The sequence below is a fragment of the Isoptericola sp. NPDC056605 genome, from assembly GCF_042792795.1.
In the GTDB taxonomy this organism is placed as follows: domain Bacteria; phylum Actinomycetota; class Actinomycetes; order Actinomycetales; family Cellulomonadaceae; genus Isoptericola.
On record NZ_JBHTVT010000001.1, the window covers coordinates 187,890 to 204,390 of the forward strand.

Genomic DNA, 16,501 nt, shown 5'->3' on the forward strand with positions numbered 1-16,501 from the left:
AGTTGTCCGTTCGTTCGTGAAGGGAGAGGAGATGGGGTGGGGCGGGGGTCTGGGCGGCCGCTGGGCGTCCTGCCAGCTAGGGCCGGAAGGGCAGCACGAGCCAGCGCCGGCGGAAGCCGACGACGGCCCCCGAGGCGGCGAGCAGCAGCCCGGTCGTGGCGACGGCGAGGCGGTCGGTGCCGGCGCCGTCGGCGGTGCGGAGGAGGTCGGGCACGAGCGGGGTCGCGCCGCCGCCGAGCGTCGCCGCCTGCACGGCGGGGAACGCGGTGAGCGGGGCGGCGGCGAGCGTCGCCGCACCGGGCGAGCGGGGAGTCGCGAGGCCGGCGGCTCCGAGCCCGCCGCCGGGTCCGCCGCGCGTGGCGGCCCCCGGCCCGGCCGCGCCGCCGGTCGTCCCGGCGGCGTCGGCCGTCCCGGACGTGCCGCCGCCCGGCTGGTCGGCGCCGCCGGGCGTGTTCGCACCGCCGCCCGTGCCGACGCCGCTCACCGGCGGCGTGCTGCCGATGCTCTGCGCGGCGTCGAAGCTCACGCCGACGACGGCGGGCGGCTTCGCGGCGTCCCGGTGCCCGGAGGAGTACCAGTAGGAGGCCTGCCCGGTGCGCTGCTGGAAGTCGACGAGGTTCTGCGGGAACGACCCCCAGCACGACCCGGCCGGGTCCTGGCGCACCTGCGGGGCGCTGTCGCCGGCGTCGACCCGCACGCCGCAGTAGGCGGGCTGGAGGAAGCCGCCCTTGCTGCCCGTGAGCTTCTCGCCGTCGAAGGTCGCGAGCGTCACCCGCGTCGCGGGCAGCCTGCCCCACCGGGTGACGTCCTCGCGGTCGGCGGCGTACCCGCCGGCGGTCGCGGTGAGCGTGCCGTCGCCGTCCGCGTCGAGCCGCAGCACGGGGTCGCCGGCCCACCAGTACGTCATGCCGCCGTAGAACACGACCGTGAACGAGCCGGTCCAGCGGATCTCCACGGAACCGTCGGCATCCCGCGTGCCGCGACCGCCGGTCATCACCACCTCGGCGCCGGACGTCGTGGAGAGCGTGACCTTCTCGCCGGTCGGGCCGGTGCACCGGGTGCCGAACGTGGCCTGCCGCTGGGTCGCGGCGGCGCCCGTGCCGACCGTGCGCAGCACGCGCACGTTCCCGGCCCGCCCGTGGTAGAGCCCGGCGTCGCCGTCGTCCCAGACCCGGCTGCCGCCGGTGTCCCCGTCCGTGCCCGGCGTGCCGGCCATGAGGAAGTTGCAGCCCACGTAGTTGCCGGAGCCCGCCTCGGTGTTCACGGCCCACCGCAGCTCGGCGTCGGTCAGGGTCGCGGCGCCGCCGTCGCCGTCCCCCGCGCCGTCCCGCGGGGGCACGGTGACGGTGAGCGGGATGACGTCGTCCGGGTCGTCCGCCGCGAGCGCCGGGGCGGCGGGGAGGGCGAGGAGCGCGAGCACCGCCGCGGCGGCGAGGGCCGCGCGGGCGCGGAGCGCGCTCACGGCTCCACCTCCGTGGCCGGGTCGGTCGGCGTGTCGTCGGCACCCGGGGCCGCCGCGGCGCGGGCCGCACGGCGCCGGCGCGCGGCGGTGACCGCGGACGTCACGACGAGCAGCAGGAGCAGCAGGGCGGCGGCGCCCACCGCGAGCTCCGCGGGGCTGTAGGCCAGGCCGAGCGGCCCGGCGCCGGCCGCACCGCCGTCCGCGCTCGCGGCCGCGACCAGGGCGTCGGCGGCCTCGGCGTCGGCGGGGTCGCGCGTGACGATCACCTCGACCTCCGGCTCCCGCCCGGACGACGCGCCGGTCAGCCGGAGCACGTGGGTGCCGAGCCGCAGGTCGGACGGCAGCTCGAGCAGGCCCGCCACCTCGCCGTGGTTGCCCGCGCCGAGGGGGCCGACGGCGAGCAGCCCGTCGTCGAGGGTCGCGACCACCTGCTCCCCCGGCTCGAAGCCCTGACCGGCGAAGCTGAGCACGCGGCCTGCGACGGCCGTCGCCCTGTCGACGCCCACGGTGGCCTTGCCGGGCAGCTCGGCGGTCGCGCCCTCACCCAGGGCGCCGGAGCCCGCCGTGTCGTCGCCCGCTCCCGCGTCGCCCGCGTCACCCGTGGCCCCGGGGGCGGCCTCGGCCGCGGCGCCGTCCCCGCCGCCGGAGCCGCCGGACGTCCCGCCGCCCGAGCCGCCGCCCGTCCCGGCGTCGTCGGTGCCGGTGCCCGCGGCGGCGGCGCCGTCGAACGACACGGGCGTGAACGACTCGTTGGCGGCGTTCGCGACCCCGTGCGCCCCGATGGTGATGACGCCGCACCGCACCTGGGTGCAGTCCACGTCCACGGCGCTGCCGGAGCGGTCGACGGTGCTGAAGCGCGCCCCGGGCACGACGAGCCTCGCGGACCAGGTGCCGTCGGCCGCGATGGTGCCGCCGTTCGCCTCGGCCGCGGTGCTCGACCCGGGGAACGCCACGAACCGCTGGTAGCCCGCGTTGTCTGCGGCCTCCGAGTCGGGCACGTACCGCAACGTCTCGCCGGTCGCCCCGCCGGCGCTGGGCCGCCACGACCCGCCGGACGGGTCGGACACCCAGCCGAACAGCACGTAGACGCCGCCGAAGGCGTTCTTCACCGACTGGAACCCGCTGCCGCGCAGCGTCAGCGTCGTGGGGCCGTCGGCGGCCGCGCGCGCGGCGCCGTCCAGGCCCGCGACGGACACGCGCGCCGCGGCCTGCGCCGCCGGGGCGGTCGCGACGAGCGTGCCGACGCCGAGCGCCGTGCCGAGCAGCGCGGCGAGCAGCAGCGCGAGGGTCGTCGTGGTGCGGCCGGCCGGGCGGCCTGCGGGACGGGTCGGGTTCATGCGGGGTCCTCGGCGAGCGTGGGGAGCGTCGGGTCGTGCTCGGGTGCGGCGCCGTGCCGGGGCAGCACGAGCAGAGCCCCGGTCACGGGGTGGGGCAGCACGTCGACGGGGTGGTCGTAGACGTCGGTGAGCAGGGCCGTGGTGAGCACGTCGGCGGGTGCGCCGTGCGCGGCGACACGGCCGCCCGCGAGCACCAGCACGCGGTCGGCCCACGCGGCGGCGAGCGCCAGGTCGTGCAGCACGACGACGACCGCGCCGCCGGCCCGGGCATGCTCGCGGGCCCGGGCGAGCACGCGCTCCTGGTGCCGGACGTCGAGGGCGGCGGTGGGCTCGTCGAGCAGCAGCAGCCGCGGCTCCTGGGCGAGCACGCGGGCGTACGACGCGCGCGACTTCTCGCCCCCGGACAGCGTCGGGTAGCGGCGCGCCGCGAGGTGCGTGACGTCGGCGTCGTCGAGGGCGTCCGCCACGACGAGGTCGTCGCGGTCCTCCGCGTCGGTGCCGCGCCAGGATGCGCGGCCCATGCGCACGACGTCGACGACGCGGAACGGGAAGCTGACCTGGTTCTCCTGCAGCAGCACGCCGCGGTGGCGGGCGAGCTCCGCCGGGCGCACGGCCGCCACCGGGGCGCCGTCGAGCGTCACGGCGCCCTCGTCGGGCCGCCGGTCCCCGGCGAGCACGGACAGCAGCGTCGACTTGCCCGCGCCGTTCGGGCCGACGACGACGAGCACCTCGCCGACGGGCACGTCCACCTCGACGGCGTCGAGCAGCGTCGCCCCCTCGACGCGCACCGTGGCGGCGCGGACCTGGAGCAGCGCGCCGGTGCCGTGCCCCGTCATGCCCAGCCCCCCGCCTGGCGGCGCGTGCGCCGCACGAGCCAGAGGAAGAAGGGCCCGCCGACGAGCGCGGTGAGCATGCCGATCGGCAGGTCCGCGTAGGGCACGGCGGTGCGGGCGACGAGGTCCGCGGCGAGCAGCAGCACCGCGCCGCCCAGCGCGCTGGCGGGCACGAGGACGCGGTGCCCGGGGCCGACCGCCATGCGCACCAGGTGCGGCACGACCAGCCCGACGAACGAGATGATCCCGCAGAACGCGACGGCGGCGGCGGTGAGCAGCGCGACCACGACGACGGCGACGACGCGCAGCCGCTCGACGTCGACCCCGAGGTGCCGGGCCGAGCGCTCGCCGAGGGCGAGCAGGTCGAGCCGGCGCGCCATCGCGCCCGCGGCGACGAGCCCGACGACCACCAGCGGCGCGACGATCGCGACGTACGCCCAGCGGGTGCCGTTGAGGGACCCGAGCTGCCAGAAGATGATCTGCTCGCGCTCCTGGGTGTCGCCCAGGAAGGTGAACAGGGCCAGCACCGCCCCGCACACGGCGTTGATCGCCACGCCCGTGAGGACCAGCGTCACGACCTCCGTGCGCCCGCCGGACCGGGCGAGCGCGTAGACCGCGAAGGTCGCGACGAGGCCGCCGAGGAACGCCGCGCCGGCCGTGGTCCACGGCCCGGCGACGCTCACGCCGAGCACGATGGTCGCCGACGCCGCGACGGCCGCGCCGGACGAGACGCCGACGACGCCGGGCTCGGCGAGCGGGTTGCCGAACACGCCCTGCATGAGCGCGCCCGCGGCGGCGAGGGCCGCGCCCACCAGGATCGCCATGACCACGCGCGGGAAGCGGATGGTCCACAGGGCGGCGTACCCGTTCGGGTGCGACGGCTCCGGCCCGAGGTCGAGCCCCAGGCCCCGCGCGAGGCCGCCCAGCACCTCGGCCGGCGGGATGTGCAGGTGCCCCGAGCCCGCCGCGACGACGGCGAGCGCCAGCAGCGCCGCCGTCAGGCCGCCGAAGAGCCAGGCCACGCGGGCGGGGACCGCCGGGGGCAGCGGCGACGGGTCGGCGTCGGGGACGGCCGCGCGCGTGGCGCGCGGTGCGGTGGCGGTCACCCCTCGCTCCCGGAGGACGAGCTCCCGGACGGTAGGCTCCCGGGGGCGTACAGCGCGCGGGCGAGCGCGTCGAGCACGGCGGCCGTCTCCGGGCCGAAGGCGAGGATCTGCGAGTCGTCCATGGCGACGATGCGGCGGTTCTCCCCCGCGGGCGTCTGCGCGAGGGCGGGCAGACGCTCCAGCAGCCCGTCGACCCCGCCTGCGGACTCGAGGCCCTTGGACATCATGAGGAGCACGTCGGGCTGCGCGGCGACGATGCCCTCGTCGTTGACGGGCCGCATGCCCTCCCAGCCGATCTCGGACGCGACGTCGACGGCGCCGACCGACTCGACCAGCGAGTCCGCGCCGGAGCCCTCGCCGAACAGGTAGTAGACGCCGGCCTGGCCGCGCACGTAGAGGAAGGCGACGCGCAACCGGTCGGACTTCTCCTGCGGCGCGAGCTCCGCGACCTGCGCGACGACGTCGTCGACCTCGGCCTGGGTGCGCTCGGCCAGCTCGGCCCCCTCGCCGGGGACCCCGAGCGCCTCCGCCACCGACCGCACGAGGTCGCCCGACGTCTCCACGCTGCGGTGCGGGTCGAGCACGACGACGGGGATGCCGGCGTCGCGCATCTGCATCAGCACGTCCCACGGCCCGAGGGTCGTGTCGGTGAGGATCACGGTGGGCGCCAGCTCCAGGACCGCCTCGCCGGTCAGCTCGTGGCCGTTGGCCGTGACGAGCGGGAGGTCGGCGATCTCGGGGAAGGTCGAGGAGGTGTCACGCCCCACGACCCGGTCGCCCAGGCCCAGCTCGAAGACGGTGCGCGACAGCGTGCCGTACAGGTCGAGCGCCAGGATCCGGCTCGTGTCGGTGACGGTGACCTCGGTCCCCTGGGCGTCGGTGACGGTCACCGGGAGCTGCGGCTGCGGGTCGTCCGCGACGGGGGCGACGGGCGTCTCGGCGGTGCGCGCGACGGTCTCCCCGGTCCACTCCCGAGGGTCGTCGAGCACGTCCAGCTCGGTCAGCGGCGTCGTGTCCACGGCGGCCGCGCCCTGCTCGACGACGCCGCCCGGGGCGAGCGCGGTGCAGCCGGTGAGGACCAGCGCGACCAGCGGCGCGACCAGCAGCGCGAGCGGGGCGGCGAGGGCACGGCGGGCGCGCCGGACCGGGCGGGAGGACATGCGGGTTCTCTCCTTGGTGGGACGGCCGCCGGGACGGGGCCGGGCCGGACGCGACCTCGCGCCGGAGTCCTGCTGAGGCATGCCTAACTTAGGCGAGGCTGACCTTAGTTGTCACGCCTGGGACAGACGTCGGCCCGGGTGATCCGCGTCACCCGGGCCGGGGGCGGTCAGGGACGGGTCAGGCGTGCGCGACGCCCAGCTCGACGAACATCGCACGGTTGAGCCGGAACGCCTCCTGCGCCTCGGAGACGGCGAGGTCCACCTCGGTGTCGTCGAGCTCGAGCCCGTCGAGGCGCTCGCGGTACAGGTCCTTGAACGGCTTGGCCTTGCGGATCTCGGGGAAGTCGTAGAACTCCAGGCCCGCGGCGCCCATGCCGTAGTGCCGCTGCATCATCCGCTGGATGACCTGGCCGCCCGAGAGGTCGCCGAGGTAGCGCGTGTAGGCGTGCGCCGCGTAGCAGGCGACGTCGCCCCCGACCGCGTGCAGCCGCGCGACGTAGCGCTCGGTCGCGGGCAGCACGCGCACGACGTCGCGCCACCCGGCGCCGTACAGGTGCGCGAGGTCGCGCTCGATGGCGGGCACGCGGGTGAGCTCGTCGAAGACCAGGGCGCGGCCGCGCTCGTCCGCCCGCATCCGCTCGCTCGCCTGCTCCAGGGCCGTGTAGACGGCGAGCTGCTGCGCGGCGAGGTCGGCGTACGCGGCGACGTCGAGCCGCCCCGAGAGGAGCCGCTCGACGAACCCCTCGGACTCCGCCTGCGAGTGCTCGGCACGCGTCCCCTCGCGCAGCCGGGTCGAGAGCGGGGCGATCTCCGCGAGCACCGTCATGGGACCTCCAGGGTCGTGGTCGGCCGGCGTCCGGCACCTGAGGTCATGACGGGTTGTCACGACCTGGCGTCACCATAACAGTCGGAGTAAGGGTTGCCTACCCTGATCTTGCGCCGCGGGCGTGCGGGCTGTCGGTGCCACCCGGCAGGCTGGGCCGATGACGACGAGCGAGCTCCCCCCGGACGCCAAGGCCGTGCTGCACCGCTACCTGCGCGAGGCGCGTCAGGCGCTCGTGTGGAAGGTGGAGGGACTGTCGGAACGGGAGGCGCGGATGCCCCGCACCCCCACCGGCACCAACCTCCTCGGGCTGGTCAAGCACGCGGCCACGGTGGAGATCGGCTACTTCGGAGACGTCTTCGGCCGTCCGTGGCCGCGGCCCGAGGACGCGCCGTGGCTGGCCGCGGCCGACTCCCCCGACGCGGACGCGGAGGCCCTCCAGGCGGAGTTCTTCGCCACCGCCGACGAGCCGGCCGACCGGATCCTCGGCCTGTACCGGCAGGTGTGGGACTTCGCCGACGCCACCATCGACGCCCTGCCGCTGGACGCTCCCGGGCGCGTCTGGTGGTGGCGCGAGGGGAACCGCGACGTCACGCTGCACCAGATCCTCGTGCACGTGTCCACGGAGCTGAGCCGGCACGCCGGGCACGCCGACATCCTGCGGGAGGAGGCCGACGGCGCCGTCGGGATGCGGGCCGACAACGACAACCTCGCCGACGGGTTCGACTACACCGCGTTCACCACCCGGCTGCGCGGCATCGCCGAGCGGTTCCCCGAGGAGGCACGATGACCGACCACGACGTCCCGACGATCCGACAGGTCGTGCTCGACACCACCGACGCGCGGCGGCTCGCGGAGTTCTACCGCGAGCTGTTCGGCCTCGCGTACCGGGCCGGCGACGAGGCGCCGCCGCCCGGCGCGCCCGACCCGCGCGGCGAGGACTGGCTCGTGCTGCGCCACCCCGGCGGCGTCCCCCTCGCGTTCCAGCAGGTGCCGTCGCTGCCGCCGAGCACGTGGCCCGAGGACGGCGTGCCGCAGCAGCTGCACCTCGACGCGACCGTGCCCGACGTCGCCGCGCTGGACCGCCAGCACGAGCGCGCCCTCGCGCTCGGCGCGCGGCTGCTGCACGACCGGTCCGACGACCCGGAGGAGCCGCTGCGGGTCTACGCCGATCCCTCCGGGCACCCGTTCTGCCTGTTCGTGGGCTGACGGCACCTCGCCGCTCACGGGGGACAATGGGCCGGTGCAGTGCCCTCACTTCGACGCCGGCCGCTGCCACTCGTGCACCCTTCTTGCGACGCCGTACCCCACGCAGGTGGACGAGAAGGTGGCGCACGTGCGGGCGCTGCTCGCCGACGACCGCGTCGACTGGCTCCCCGCCGTCACGGGCCCGGAGTCCGGGTTCCGCAACAAGGCGAAGATGGTGGTCAGCGGCACGGTCGAGGAGCCGGTGCTCGGCATCCTCGGGTCGGCGGCGGGTCCGTTCGCCGGGCAGGGCATCGACCTCACCGACTGCGGCCTGTACCCGCCCGCGCTGCAGGAGTCGTTCCCCGTCCTGGCCGCGCTGATCACGCGGGCGCGGCTGCAGCCCTACGACGCGACGTCGCCGTCGCGCGGGGCACGCCGCCGCGAGACCCCGCGCGAGTCCGCGTGGCGGGGCGAGCTCAAGCACGTGCTCGTGACCCTCTCCCCGGACGGCGAGCTCATGGTGCGGTTCGTGCTGCGCAGCCAGGAGCCCGTCGCGCGCCTCCGCAAGCACCTGCCCTGGCTGCTCGAGGAGCTGCCCCAGGTCGCCGTGGTGAGCGTCAACGTGCAGCCCGCGCACGCCGCCGTCCTCGAGGGCGACCTGGAGGTCGTGCTCACCGAGCGGCAGGCGCTGCCGATGCGCGTCGGCGCCGACGGCATCACCCTGCACCTGCGCCCGCAGAGCTTCTTCCAGACCAACACCGCGGTCGCCGCCGCCCTGTACGCGCAGGCCCGGGCGTGGGTGGACGAGGTGGCGCCCGCGTCCCTGTGGGACCTGTACTGCGGCGTCGGCGGCTTCGCGCTGCACTGCGCCGCCCCCGGGCGGGCCGTCACCGGCATCGAGATCTCCGCGGAGGCCGTCGCGAGCGCGGGCGCGACCCGCGACGGGCTCGCCGCGCTGCCCGCGGACGCCGTCGTCGCCGGGCGCGACGCCGCGTGGTGGGCCGACGCCGTGGCCGACGTCCGCTTCGCCGCCGGCGACGCCACCGAGTCCGTGCTCGGGTCCGTGCTCGGGTCCCCGCGCGACGGCGCCGCCCCCGAGCTGGTGGTCGTCAACCCGCCGCGGCGCGGCATCGGCGCCGACCTGTCCCGCCGGCTCGAGGAGTCCGCCGTCGGGCACGTGCTCTACTCCAGCTGCAACGCCGTGACCCTCGCCGAGGACCTCGCGCGCATGCCGTCCCTGCGGCCGACCCGCGCCCGCCTGCTCGACATGTTCCCGCAGACCAGCCACTACGAGGTGCTGGTGCTGCTCGAACGGACGACCCTCACCGCCTGAGCCCAGGGGTTTCCTGAACACGCGCTGAGGCCTACGCTCGCGCCAACCGCACCCCGCAGCGTCGCGTGGTGCGTCGTGGGCCCCTACCCGGGCCCCGCCGAGTCACCCATCTGGAGGTCGACCGTGAGAGTTCGCAAGTTCCCCGCGGTCGTCGCGACCACAGCCCTCGCCGGGCTCGTCCTCGCGGCGTCCCTCACCCCCACCGCGACGGCGGCACCCGCCGTCGCCACCGGCCGGCACGGCACCCACGTGCCGGGCCCCGACCTGTCGAAGAAGGTCACCGGCGAGCGCGTCTTCCGTCACCTCGAGGCGTTCCAGGAGATCGCGGACGACAACGACGGCAACCGTGCCGCCGGCAGCCCCGGCTACGAGGCGTCCGCGCGGTACGTCGAGAAGACCCTGCGCAAGGCCGGGTACCAGCCCGAGCGGCAGTACTTCGAGTTCGACACCTTCGACGTGCTCGACCTGTCCGTCACCGTGCCCGGCGTCGACCTCACCCCGGTCGCGATGACGTACTCGACGTCCACGCCCGACGACGGCGTCACCGCGGCCGCGGTGCGGCCCGCGATCGCGGACGGCTGCCCCGCCAGCGACGACCCCGAGGCGCCCCACGACGACTCGTGGGCCGGCGTCGACGCGACGGGCAAGATCGCCGTCGTCCAGCGCGGGTCGTGCACCTTCGGTGCGAAGGCGCTCGCCGCCGGCGAGGCCGGCGCCGCCGGGCTCATCATCTACAACAACACCGACGGCGCCCTCAACGGGACGCTGGGCGAGACGAACGACGGCTACGCCCCCACGGTCGGTGTCACCCAGGCGGAGGGCGCGGCCATCGTCGCGGCCCTGGAGGCCGACCCCGCGCTGCAGGTCTCGTTCGACCTGCAGGCCGAGAGCGGCACCGACGAGACGTTCAACGTCATCGCCGAGACGAAGCGCGGCCGGCACGACAACGTCGTGATGCTGGGCGCCCACCTCGACGGCGTGCCGGAGGGCCCGGGCATCAACGACAACGGCACCGGCTCCGCGGCGATCCTGGAGACCGCCGTCCAGCTCAACAAGAAGAGCGCCAAGCTCAACAACGCCGTGCGGTTCGCGTGGTGGGGCGCCGAGGAGCTGGGGCTCGTGGGCTCCGCGCACTACGTGGACGACCTCGTGACGAACGACCCCGAGGCCCTCGACGACATCGCGACCTACCTCAACTTCGACATGGTCGGCTCGCCGAACTACACGATCGGTGTGTACGACGCGAACGAGTCGACGTTCCCCGCCCCCGTCACGGTGCCCGAGGGCTCCGTCGCGACCGAGGCCGTCTTCACGGACTACTTCGACGGCATCGACCAGGCGTGGGTGGACTCGGAGTTCTCCGGCCGCTCCGACTACGACGCGTTCATCAGCAACGGCATCCCGGCCTCCGGCCTGTTCACCGGCGCGGACGCGATCAAGACGGAGGAGGAGGCCGCCATCTTCGGCGGCGTCGCCGGCGAGGCCCTCGACCAGAACTACCACTCCGCGGGCGACGACCTGTCGAACGTGAACCTCGAGGCGCTGGACATCATGTCCCGCGCGATCGGGCACGCCGCGCAGCAGCTGGCGTGGAGCACCGAGGCCGTCAACGGCGTCGAGCCCGGTCGGCCGGGTCACGGGCACGGCAACGGCCACGGCAACGGGCACGGGAACGGCCACGGCCACGGCCACGGTCACGGGAACGGCGGCGGTCACCACCGCGGGGCGCACGGCTTCGCCACGCGCTGACCTCGCTGAACAGCGCTGAGCAGCGCTGAGCAGCGCTGAACCACGGTCGAGCCTGTCGGGACCCCGGTCCCGGCAGGCTCGACCGCTGTCCCGGGGGCGGCTCAGCCTGCGGAAGGGCTGGGGGACGGCGTCGCGCTGGGCGCCGCCGCGTCGTCGTCGGCGTCGTCGGCGCCGTCGGAGATCCGCTCGAGCGACACCACGGGGTCGACGTCCTCCGGGGCCTCGACGTCGATCTCGATCGTGTACGACCGCGGCTCGCCCCATCGACGCTGAGGAACTCCGACCTCGTCCCCGCGGAGCACCATGACGTGATCGTCGTCGGCACGCACGTCGACGACGGTCGCCGACGACGGCGCGACGACGCGGTACCAGCGTTGCCCGTGCCAGCTCGCCCTGACCGACCTGGTCACGGTGGTGACCACGAGCTCGGGGTCGGGCTCCTCCGGGATCGTCGGTTCCTCCGACGGCGACGACGTCGGGGTCGGGGTGGGCGACGGGCTGGGCGAGGGGGGCGGCGGGCCGGAGGAGCCGGGCGGTGTCGGGGACGACGTCGGCCTGGTCTCCGGGTCGCCGGGCAGCGGCGACGACGGCGTCGTGCCGGGCTGCGTGACCGGCGGCGGGGTGGTCGGAGCGGTGCCGGGCGCCGTCGGGTTCGACGTCGGGTCGTCGGTCGCGGGCGGCGCCGGGGCGTCCTCGGACGGCGTCGGCTCGGCCGGGGTGGTCGCGCTCGGCTCGGGCTCAGGAGGAGCGTCGGGTGACGCCGCGTCGCCGGGGGCGGGCGCCGGGGCCACCGCCGACGACGTCGGGCCGGGCGCGGGCGGCGCGGCGACGGGCCCCCCGCCCCCACCGCTCACGGCCACCGCGACGGCCGCGACCGCGACCCCCGCCACCGTGCCCGCACCGATCATCCCGGCCTTGCCGAGCTGGCCCAGCCGCAGCCAGAGCGTCCGGACCCACTCCCACGCCGCGAGCAGCGCGGCCCCGACCGGCCCGGACCACGCGATCGCGCCCAGGCCCGTCGTGCCGGCGCCGAGCGCGCCGACGACCACGGGCGCGGCGGCGCCGGCGGCCATGCCCCCGAGCAGCAGCGGGCCGGCGTCGCGCACGGCCCAGCCGGCCTCGCGCACGTCGATGAAGGCACGCATGCAGCCCTGGCAGCCGAAGAGGTGCGCCTCGAGCACGGTGCGGCGCCGCGGCGACAGCCGGTGGCGCACGTAGGAGTGCAGCGACTGACGGGTGTCGAGGCAGCCGGGCGGGCACGAACGGGCGTGGGCGGCGGCGAACGCGGCGCCGAGCCGCTCCTCGGCCTGCCGCAGACGGCGCAGCACCGCGCGGGCGTGCATGCCCAGCTCGGTGGCGATCGCCGGGAGCTCGCGGCCCAGGACGTGCCGGTCCCACAGCAGCCGCTGGTCGTCGTGGGGCAGCGTCGCGAGCACCGTGCGGAGCACCGCCGGGTCGGCCGTGCCGGCGGCCCCCGGAGCGTCGTCGCGCCCGTGCGCGGCGGCCGCGGCACGCATCTTCCGGATCGCGTCGTCGACCGCGCCCCGGCGCGCGGGCGCGTCGCCGTCGTGGATCGCGGTCACGCGACGCCCCCGTCCTGCCGATGCTCGTCTGCGCCCGTCGTCACGGGCCGTTCACGGCGCGCGGCACGGGCACGCCGGGGGCCATGATCGCAGCGGCCCACGGGGCAAAGGCAAATCCCGGGGCCCGGGGCGGTGTGCCGCGACGGCACCCGTCGAGACGCCGGACGGCTCCCCGGCCCGGTCCCGGACCGGCGCGGCGGGCCGCTCGCGGGGCCTGTCCACGGGCTGCTCCGTGGGCTATGACGTGGGCTATTCCGTGGGCTCGGTCGGCGGCGTCTCGCCCGGGTCCGGGTCGGTCGGGTCCGGGTCGGTCGGGTCCGGGTCGGTCGGGTCCGTCGGTTCGTCGGTCGGTGTCGCGGTGGCGGTCGGCGTGGGCGTCGACGTGGTGGCGGGCGAAGGCGTCGGTGACGACGGCGCCGGGGGCCGCGTCGACGGCGACGACGGCGTCGTCGTCGAGCCGGACGACGAGCCTGACGACGAGGTCGACGACGAGGTCGGCTCGTCGTCGCGCCCGGGCGACGACGTGGGCGACGTCGACGGGTCGGACGTCTCGGCGTCGTCCGACGACTCGGTCGGCGAGGGCTCGCCCGACGGTGTCCCTGACGGGTCCTCGGACGGCGTCGGCCCCGCGCTCGGGCCCTCGTCCCCGCGCGGCGCCGACGAGGGCGAGGCCACGGGCGACGTGGCACCGGCAGGCACCGACCCCACGGTGGTCGCCTCCGGCGACGAGCCGGGGTCGGAGGCTGCCGGCGCCGCGTCGCCGCTGCCGAGCGCGATCGCGACGGCCGCCACCGCGACGCACGCGACGGTGCCCGCGACGATCAGCCAGCTCTGCCGGCGCGCGGGGCGCGGGGCGGAGGCGGACAGGGTGCCGGACGCGGAGCCGGACCCGGTGTCGGACGCGGTGCCGGACCCGGTGTCGGACGCGGAGCCGGACCCGGTGTCGGACGCGGAGCCGGACGCGGTGCCGGTCGGCACCTCGGAGGCCGTCGCGACCGCGGGCGGGCGCCAACCGCCCGCGAGCAGCCGAGGCCCGGCGTCCCGCAGCGCCCAGGCGGGCTCACGCACGTCGACGAACGCGCGCAGGCAGGCGGCGCAGTCGAGGAGATGGTCCTCGACCCCCGTCTCCCGGCCGGCCAGGGAGCGCCCCTGGTCGAGGTCGAGCAGCGCCGGCCGCGTGCCGGCGCAGCCCGGCGGGCAGCCCTGCGTGTGCGCGGCGACGAGCGCCACGGCGAGGGCCTGCTCGGCCTGCGGCACGAGCCGGGCCGCCGCGCGAGGGTGGGTGCCGAGCGCGGCGGCGACGGCGGACGGCTCCTGCCGCTGCACGTGCGTGGCCCACAGCAGCCGCTGGTCGTCGGGCGGGAGCGTCAGGAGGGCGGTGCGCAGCACCTCGGGGTCCGCGGTCCCGGCCGCGCCGGGCGCTCCCCCACGGCCCGCGGCCGCGGCGGCCACCCGCATCCGGCGGATCGCGTCGTCGACATAGCCCGCGCGCGCCGGCGCGTCGTCACCGCCCGTCTCGGTCACGGTGCCCCCGTCTCTGGGTCTCCAGCGGCGCGCCGACGGCACGCTCGCGGGGCTCATGATGGCAGCGCGCACCAGGGTTTCGGCAAGTCCCCGTCCAGCCACGTCTCAGGGGGCGGGACGGCGGACGAGAGGCCGGCCCCGGCCGTGGCCTCCCCCGGGGAGCGGGAGGTCACGGCCGGAGCCGGAGTCGGGTGGGCGACGGTCAGGACCGCGCGGTCGCGAGCGCCTCGACGTGCCCGCGCCCGGCGAGCCCCATGAGCCGGTCCAGCGCGCGGCGGGCGTCGGCGCGGTCGTCCTCCTGGGCGGCGAGCACCAGGGAGTACAGGTCCTTCGGGTCCTGCGGCTCGGCGACGAGGTCCAGGTGCTGGAGCAGGGCGGCGGGGACGTCGTCGCGCACGAACCGCAGCGCGGCCCAGTCCTCGACGGCGAACCCGACGGAGTCGAAGACCGTCACGGTGGTGTCGTCCGCGGTGCGCCGGTCGCCCGCGTGCCGCGCGAACGCCTCGCCCGGCCCCGCGGTGGCGGGGGCGCCACGGCGCCCGTCGCGCCGCCCGGCCACGACCTCCCACAGCTCGGTGACGACGAGGTCCGGCGTCTGCTGGATCTCGCCCTCGATACGGGTCTGCGGCTCGTACTCGACGAACACCTCGGCGTCCCGCAGGATCGCGGGGTCGAGCTCGGTCTTGCCGGGGCAGTCGCCGCCGATCGCGTTGACGTGCACGCCCGGGTGGGCGAGGCGCGTGACCATGTCGTGGGTGAGCACCGTCGCGTTCGTCTTGTCCGCCGTGCAGGTGGTGATGACGTCGGCGCCGGCGACGGCGTCCTCGCCGCTGGACGCCTCGTGCACCTCGAAGCCGAGGGCGCGCGCGTGCCGGGCGAGCTTGGCCTGCGCACCCGGGTCGGTGTCCCAGACGCGCAGGTGCGTGACGCCGAGCGCGGCCCGCATGCCGAGCGCCTGGAACTCCGACTGCGAGCCCGCGCCGATCAGCGCGAGCGTGCGCGAGCCGGCGCGCGCCAGGTAGCGGGCGGCGAGGGCCGACGTCGCCGCCGTCCGCAGCGCCGTGAGCAGCGTCATCTCGGCCAGGAACGTGGGATAGCCGTTGCGCACGTCGGCGAGGACGCCGAACGCCGTGACCGTCTGGAAGCCGCGCGCCGGGTTGCGGGGGTGGCCGTTGACGAACTTGAAGCCGTACGTGGCGTCGTCGGACGTCGGCATGAGCTCGATGACGCCGTCGCGCGAGTGCGACGCGATCCGCGGCCGCTTGTCGAGGTCGGGCCAGCGGGCGAAGTCGACCTCCAGGGCGTCCACGAGGCGCCCGATGACGGCCTCCGGGCCGCGGTGCGCCACCCAGCGCGCCATGGACGCGACGTCGAGGAACGGGACCGTCGTCATGCGTGGGCCTCCTTGCTGGTCGGGACGTCGGTCGTGCCGGTCGTGGGCGCGGGGCGGAGCTCGAGGGTGCAGCACTTCACGGAGCCGCCGCCCTTGAGCAGCTCGGACAGGTCGATGCCGACGGGCTCGAAGCCGCGCTCGCGCAGCCGGGCGTGCATCCCGGTGGCGCGGTCGCTGAGGAACACGTGCCGCCCGTCGGAGACGGCGTTGAGGCCGAGCACCGCGGCGTCCTCGGGGGTGGCGAGGATCGCGTCGGGGTAGCGCTCCGCGAGCACGGCCTGCGACGCGGGGCTGAAGGCCTCCGGCAGGTACGCGACGACCGGCGACGGGCCGCCGTCGAGCACCGTGAGCGCCGTGTCGAGGTGGTAGTAGCGCGGGTCCACGAGCTCGAGGGTCACGACCTCGATGCCGAGCAGCGCGGCGACCTCGGCGTGCGCGGCGCGGGAGGTGCGGAAGCCGGTGCCCGCCAGCATGACGTCGCCGGCGAGCAGCAGGTCGCCCTCGCCCTCGTTCTGCTCGGCCGCCTGACCGAGGCTGACGACGCCGTCGCCCACGGCGGCGAACCACCGCTCGTAGGCGACGCCCTCGGGCCGCCGCTCCGGGTAGGTGAACCGCGCCGCCAGGGCGCGGCCGCCGAGCACGACGCCGCCGTTCGCGGCGTACACCATGTCGGGCAGGCCGGGCACCGGGTCGATCACCTCGACACGGTGGCCGTGGGCCTCGTAGGTGGCGCGCAGGCGCTCCCACTGCGCGAGGGCGCGGCCGGTGTCGACCGGCACTCCCAGGTCCATCCACGGGTTGATCTCGTAGACCACGTCGAAGTAGGTGGGCGGGCACATGAGGAAGCGGCGCGGGGTGGCCGTGCGCTCCGGCGTGCGCTCGAGCCTCGCGGGCTGGGGAACCGTGGCCGACGTCGTCGTCGGCGTGGTGAGAGCCGTCATGACCGGGACGCTAGGGCCGCCGACGTTGCGCCGGACCCGCGATCCGTTGCGCGTCCCGGGACCCGAACC

General features: G+C 76.4%; 14 protein-coding genes. 4 read left to right on the top strand and 10 right to left on the bottom strand.

Annotated elements, in window-relative coordinates:
- Positions 1-76: 76 nt before the first annotated feature.
- From ACFQ8Y_RS00770 to ACFQ8Y_RS00795, 6 genes are all read right to left on the bottom strand, one after another.
- On the bottom strand, positions 77-1,462 hold the full coding sequence (locus ACFQ8Y_RS00770) for a hypothetical protein (RefSeq protein WP_430584279.1): 1,386 nt from the start codon (positions 1,460-1,462) through the stop codon (positions 77-79).
- Complete coding sequence (locus tag ACFQ8Y_RS00775; RefSeq protein ID WP_430584280.1) at positions 1,459-2,799, bottom strand: hypothetical protein; 1,341 nt, start codon at positions 2,797-2,799, stop codon at positions 1,459-1,461. The genes ACFQ8Y_RS00770 and ACFQ8Y_RS00775 overlap by 4 nt, the downstream gene beginning before the upstream one ends.
- Positions 2,796-3,635 (bottom strand): heme ABC transporter ATP-binding protein, encoded by an 840-nt coding sequence (locus ACFQ8Y_RS00780; RefSeq protein ID WP_430584281.1) that lies wholly within the window; start codon positions 3,633-3,635, stop codon positions 2,796-2,798. The genes ACFQ8Y_RS00775 and ACFQ8Y_RS00780 overlap by 4 nt, the downstream gene beginning before the upstream one ends.
- Positions 3,632-4,738, bottom strand: a complete 1,107-nt coding sequence (locus tag ACFQ8Y_RS00785; protein ID WP_430549137.1) for a FecCD family ABC transporter permease — start codon at positions 4,736-4,738, stop codon at positions 3,632-3,634. Before ACFQ8Y_RS00785 ends, ACFQ8Y_RS00780 begins: the two co-directional genes overlap by 4 nt.
- Positions 4,735-5,898 (bottom strand): hemin ABC transporter substrate-binding protein, encoded by a 1,164-nt coding sequence (locus ACFQ8Y_RS00790; protein ID WP_430584282.1) that lies wholly within the window; start codon positions 5,896-5,898, stop codon positions 4,735-4,737. Before ACFQ8Y_RS00790 ends, ACFQ8Y_RS00785 begins: the two co-directional genes overlap by 4 nt.
- Positions 5,899-6,076: 178 nt before the next feature.
- Complete coding sequence (locus ACFQ8Y_RS00795) at positions 6,077-6,724, bottom strand: heme oxygenase (biliverdin-producing) (protein WP_430584283.1); 648 nt, start codon at positions 6,722-6,724, stop codon at positions 6,077-6,079.
- Positions 6,725-6,881: 157 nt separating this feature from the next.
- On the opposite strand from ACFQ8Y_RS00795, the gene ACFQ8Y_RS00800 reads away from it, so the two are divergent.
- From ACFQ8Y_RS00800 to ACFQ8Y_RS00815, 4 genes are all read left to right on the top strand, one after another.
- Complete coding sequence (locus ACFQ8Y_RS00800) at positions 6,882-7,511, top strand: DinB family protein (RefSeq protein ID WP_430549140.1); 630 nt, start codon at positions 6,882-6,884, stop codon at positions 7,509-7,511.
- Positions 7,508-7,930: a VOC family protein gene (locus tag ACFQ8Y_RS00805; protein ID WP_430584284.1), complete on the top strand. Its 423-nt coding sequence runs from the start codon at positions 7,508-7,510 to the stop codon at positions 7,928-7,930. The genes ACFQ8Y_RS00800 and ACFQ8Y_RS00805 overlap by 4 nt, the downstream gene beginning before the upstream one ends.
- Before the next feature lie 34 nt (positions 7,931-7,964).
- Positions 7,965-9,242 carry a 23S rRNA (uracil(747)-C(5))-methyltransferase RlmC gene (gene rlmC / locus ACFQ8Y_RS00810; RefSeq protein WP_430584285.1) on the top strand — a complete coding sequence of 426 codons (1,278 nt, stop codon included), beginning with the start codon at positions 7,965-7,967 and terminating at the stop codon, positions 9,240-9,242.
- Positions 9,243-9,365: 123 nt separating this feature from the next.
- Positions 9,366-10,991, top strand: a complete 1,626-nt coding sequence (locus ACFQ8Y_RS00815; RefSeq protein ID WP_430584286.1) for a M20/M25/M40 family metallo-hydrolase — start codon at positions 9,366-9,368, stop codon at positions 10,989-10,991.
- 101 nt (positions 10,992-11,092) lie between these two features.
- Here ACFQ8Y_RS00815 and ACFQ8Y_RS00820 read toward each other — a convergent pair whose 3' ends face one another.
- The 4 genes from ACFQ8Y_RS00820 to ddaH form a co-directional block, all read right to left on the bottom strand.
- On the bottom strand, positions 11,093-12,574 hold the full coding sequence (locus tag ACFQ8Y_RS00820) for a zf-HC2 domain-containing protein (protein ID WP_430584287.1): 1,482 nt from the start codon (positions 12,572-12,574) through the stop codon (positions 11,093-11,095).
- 249 nt (positions 12,575-12,823) lie between these two features.
- On the bottom strand, positions 12,824-14,098 hold the full coding sequence (locus ACFQ8Y_RS00825) for a hypothetical protein (protein ID WP_430584288.1): 1,275 nt from the start codon (positions 14,096-14,098) through the stop codon (positions 12,824-12,826).
- 202 nt (positions 14,099-14,300) lie between these two features.
- The gene (locus tag ACFQ8Y_RS00830; protein WP_430549146.1) at positions 14,301-15,491 is read right to left on the bottom strand and encodes an ornithine cyclodeaminase; all 1,191 of its coding nucleotides are present in this window, start codon (positions 15,489-15,491) and stop codon (positions 14,301-14,303) included.
- The gene (ddaH, locus tag ACFQ8Y_RS00835; RefSeq protein ID WP_430584289.1) at positions 15,488-16,432 is read right to left on the bottom strand and encodes a dimethylargininase; all 945 of its coding nucleotides are present in this window, start codon (positions 16,430-16,432) and stop codon (positions 15,488-15,490) included. The genes ACFQ8Y_RS00830 and ddaH overlap by 4 nt, the downstream gene beginning before the upstream one ends.
- Positions 16,433-16,501: the final 69 nt, after the last annotated feature.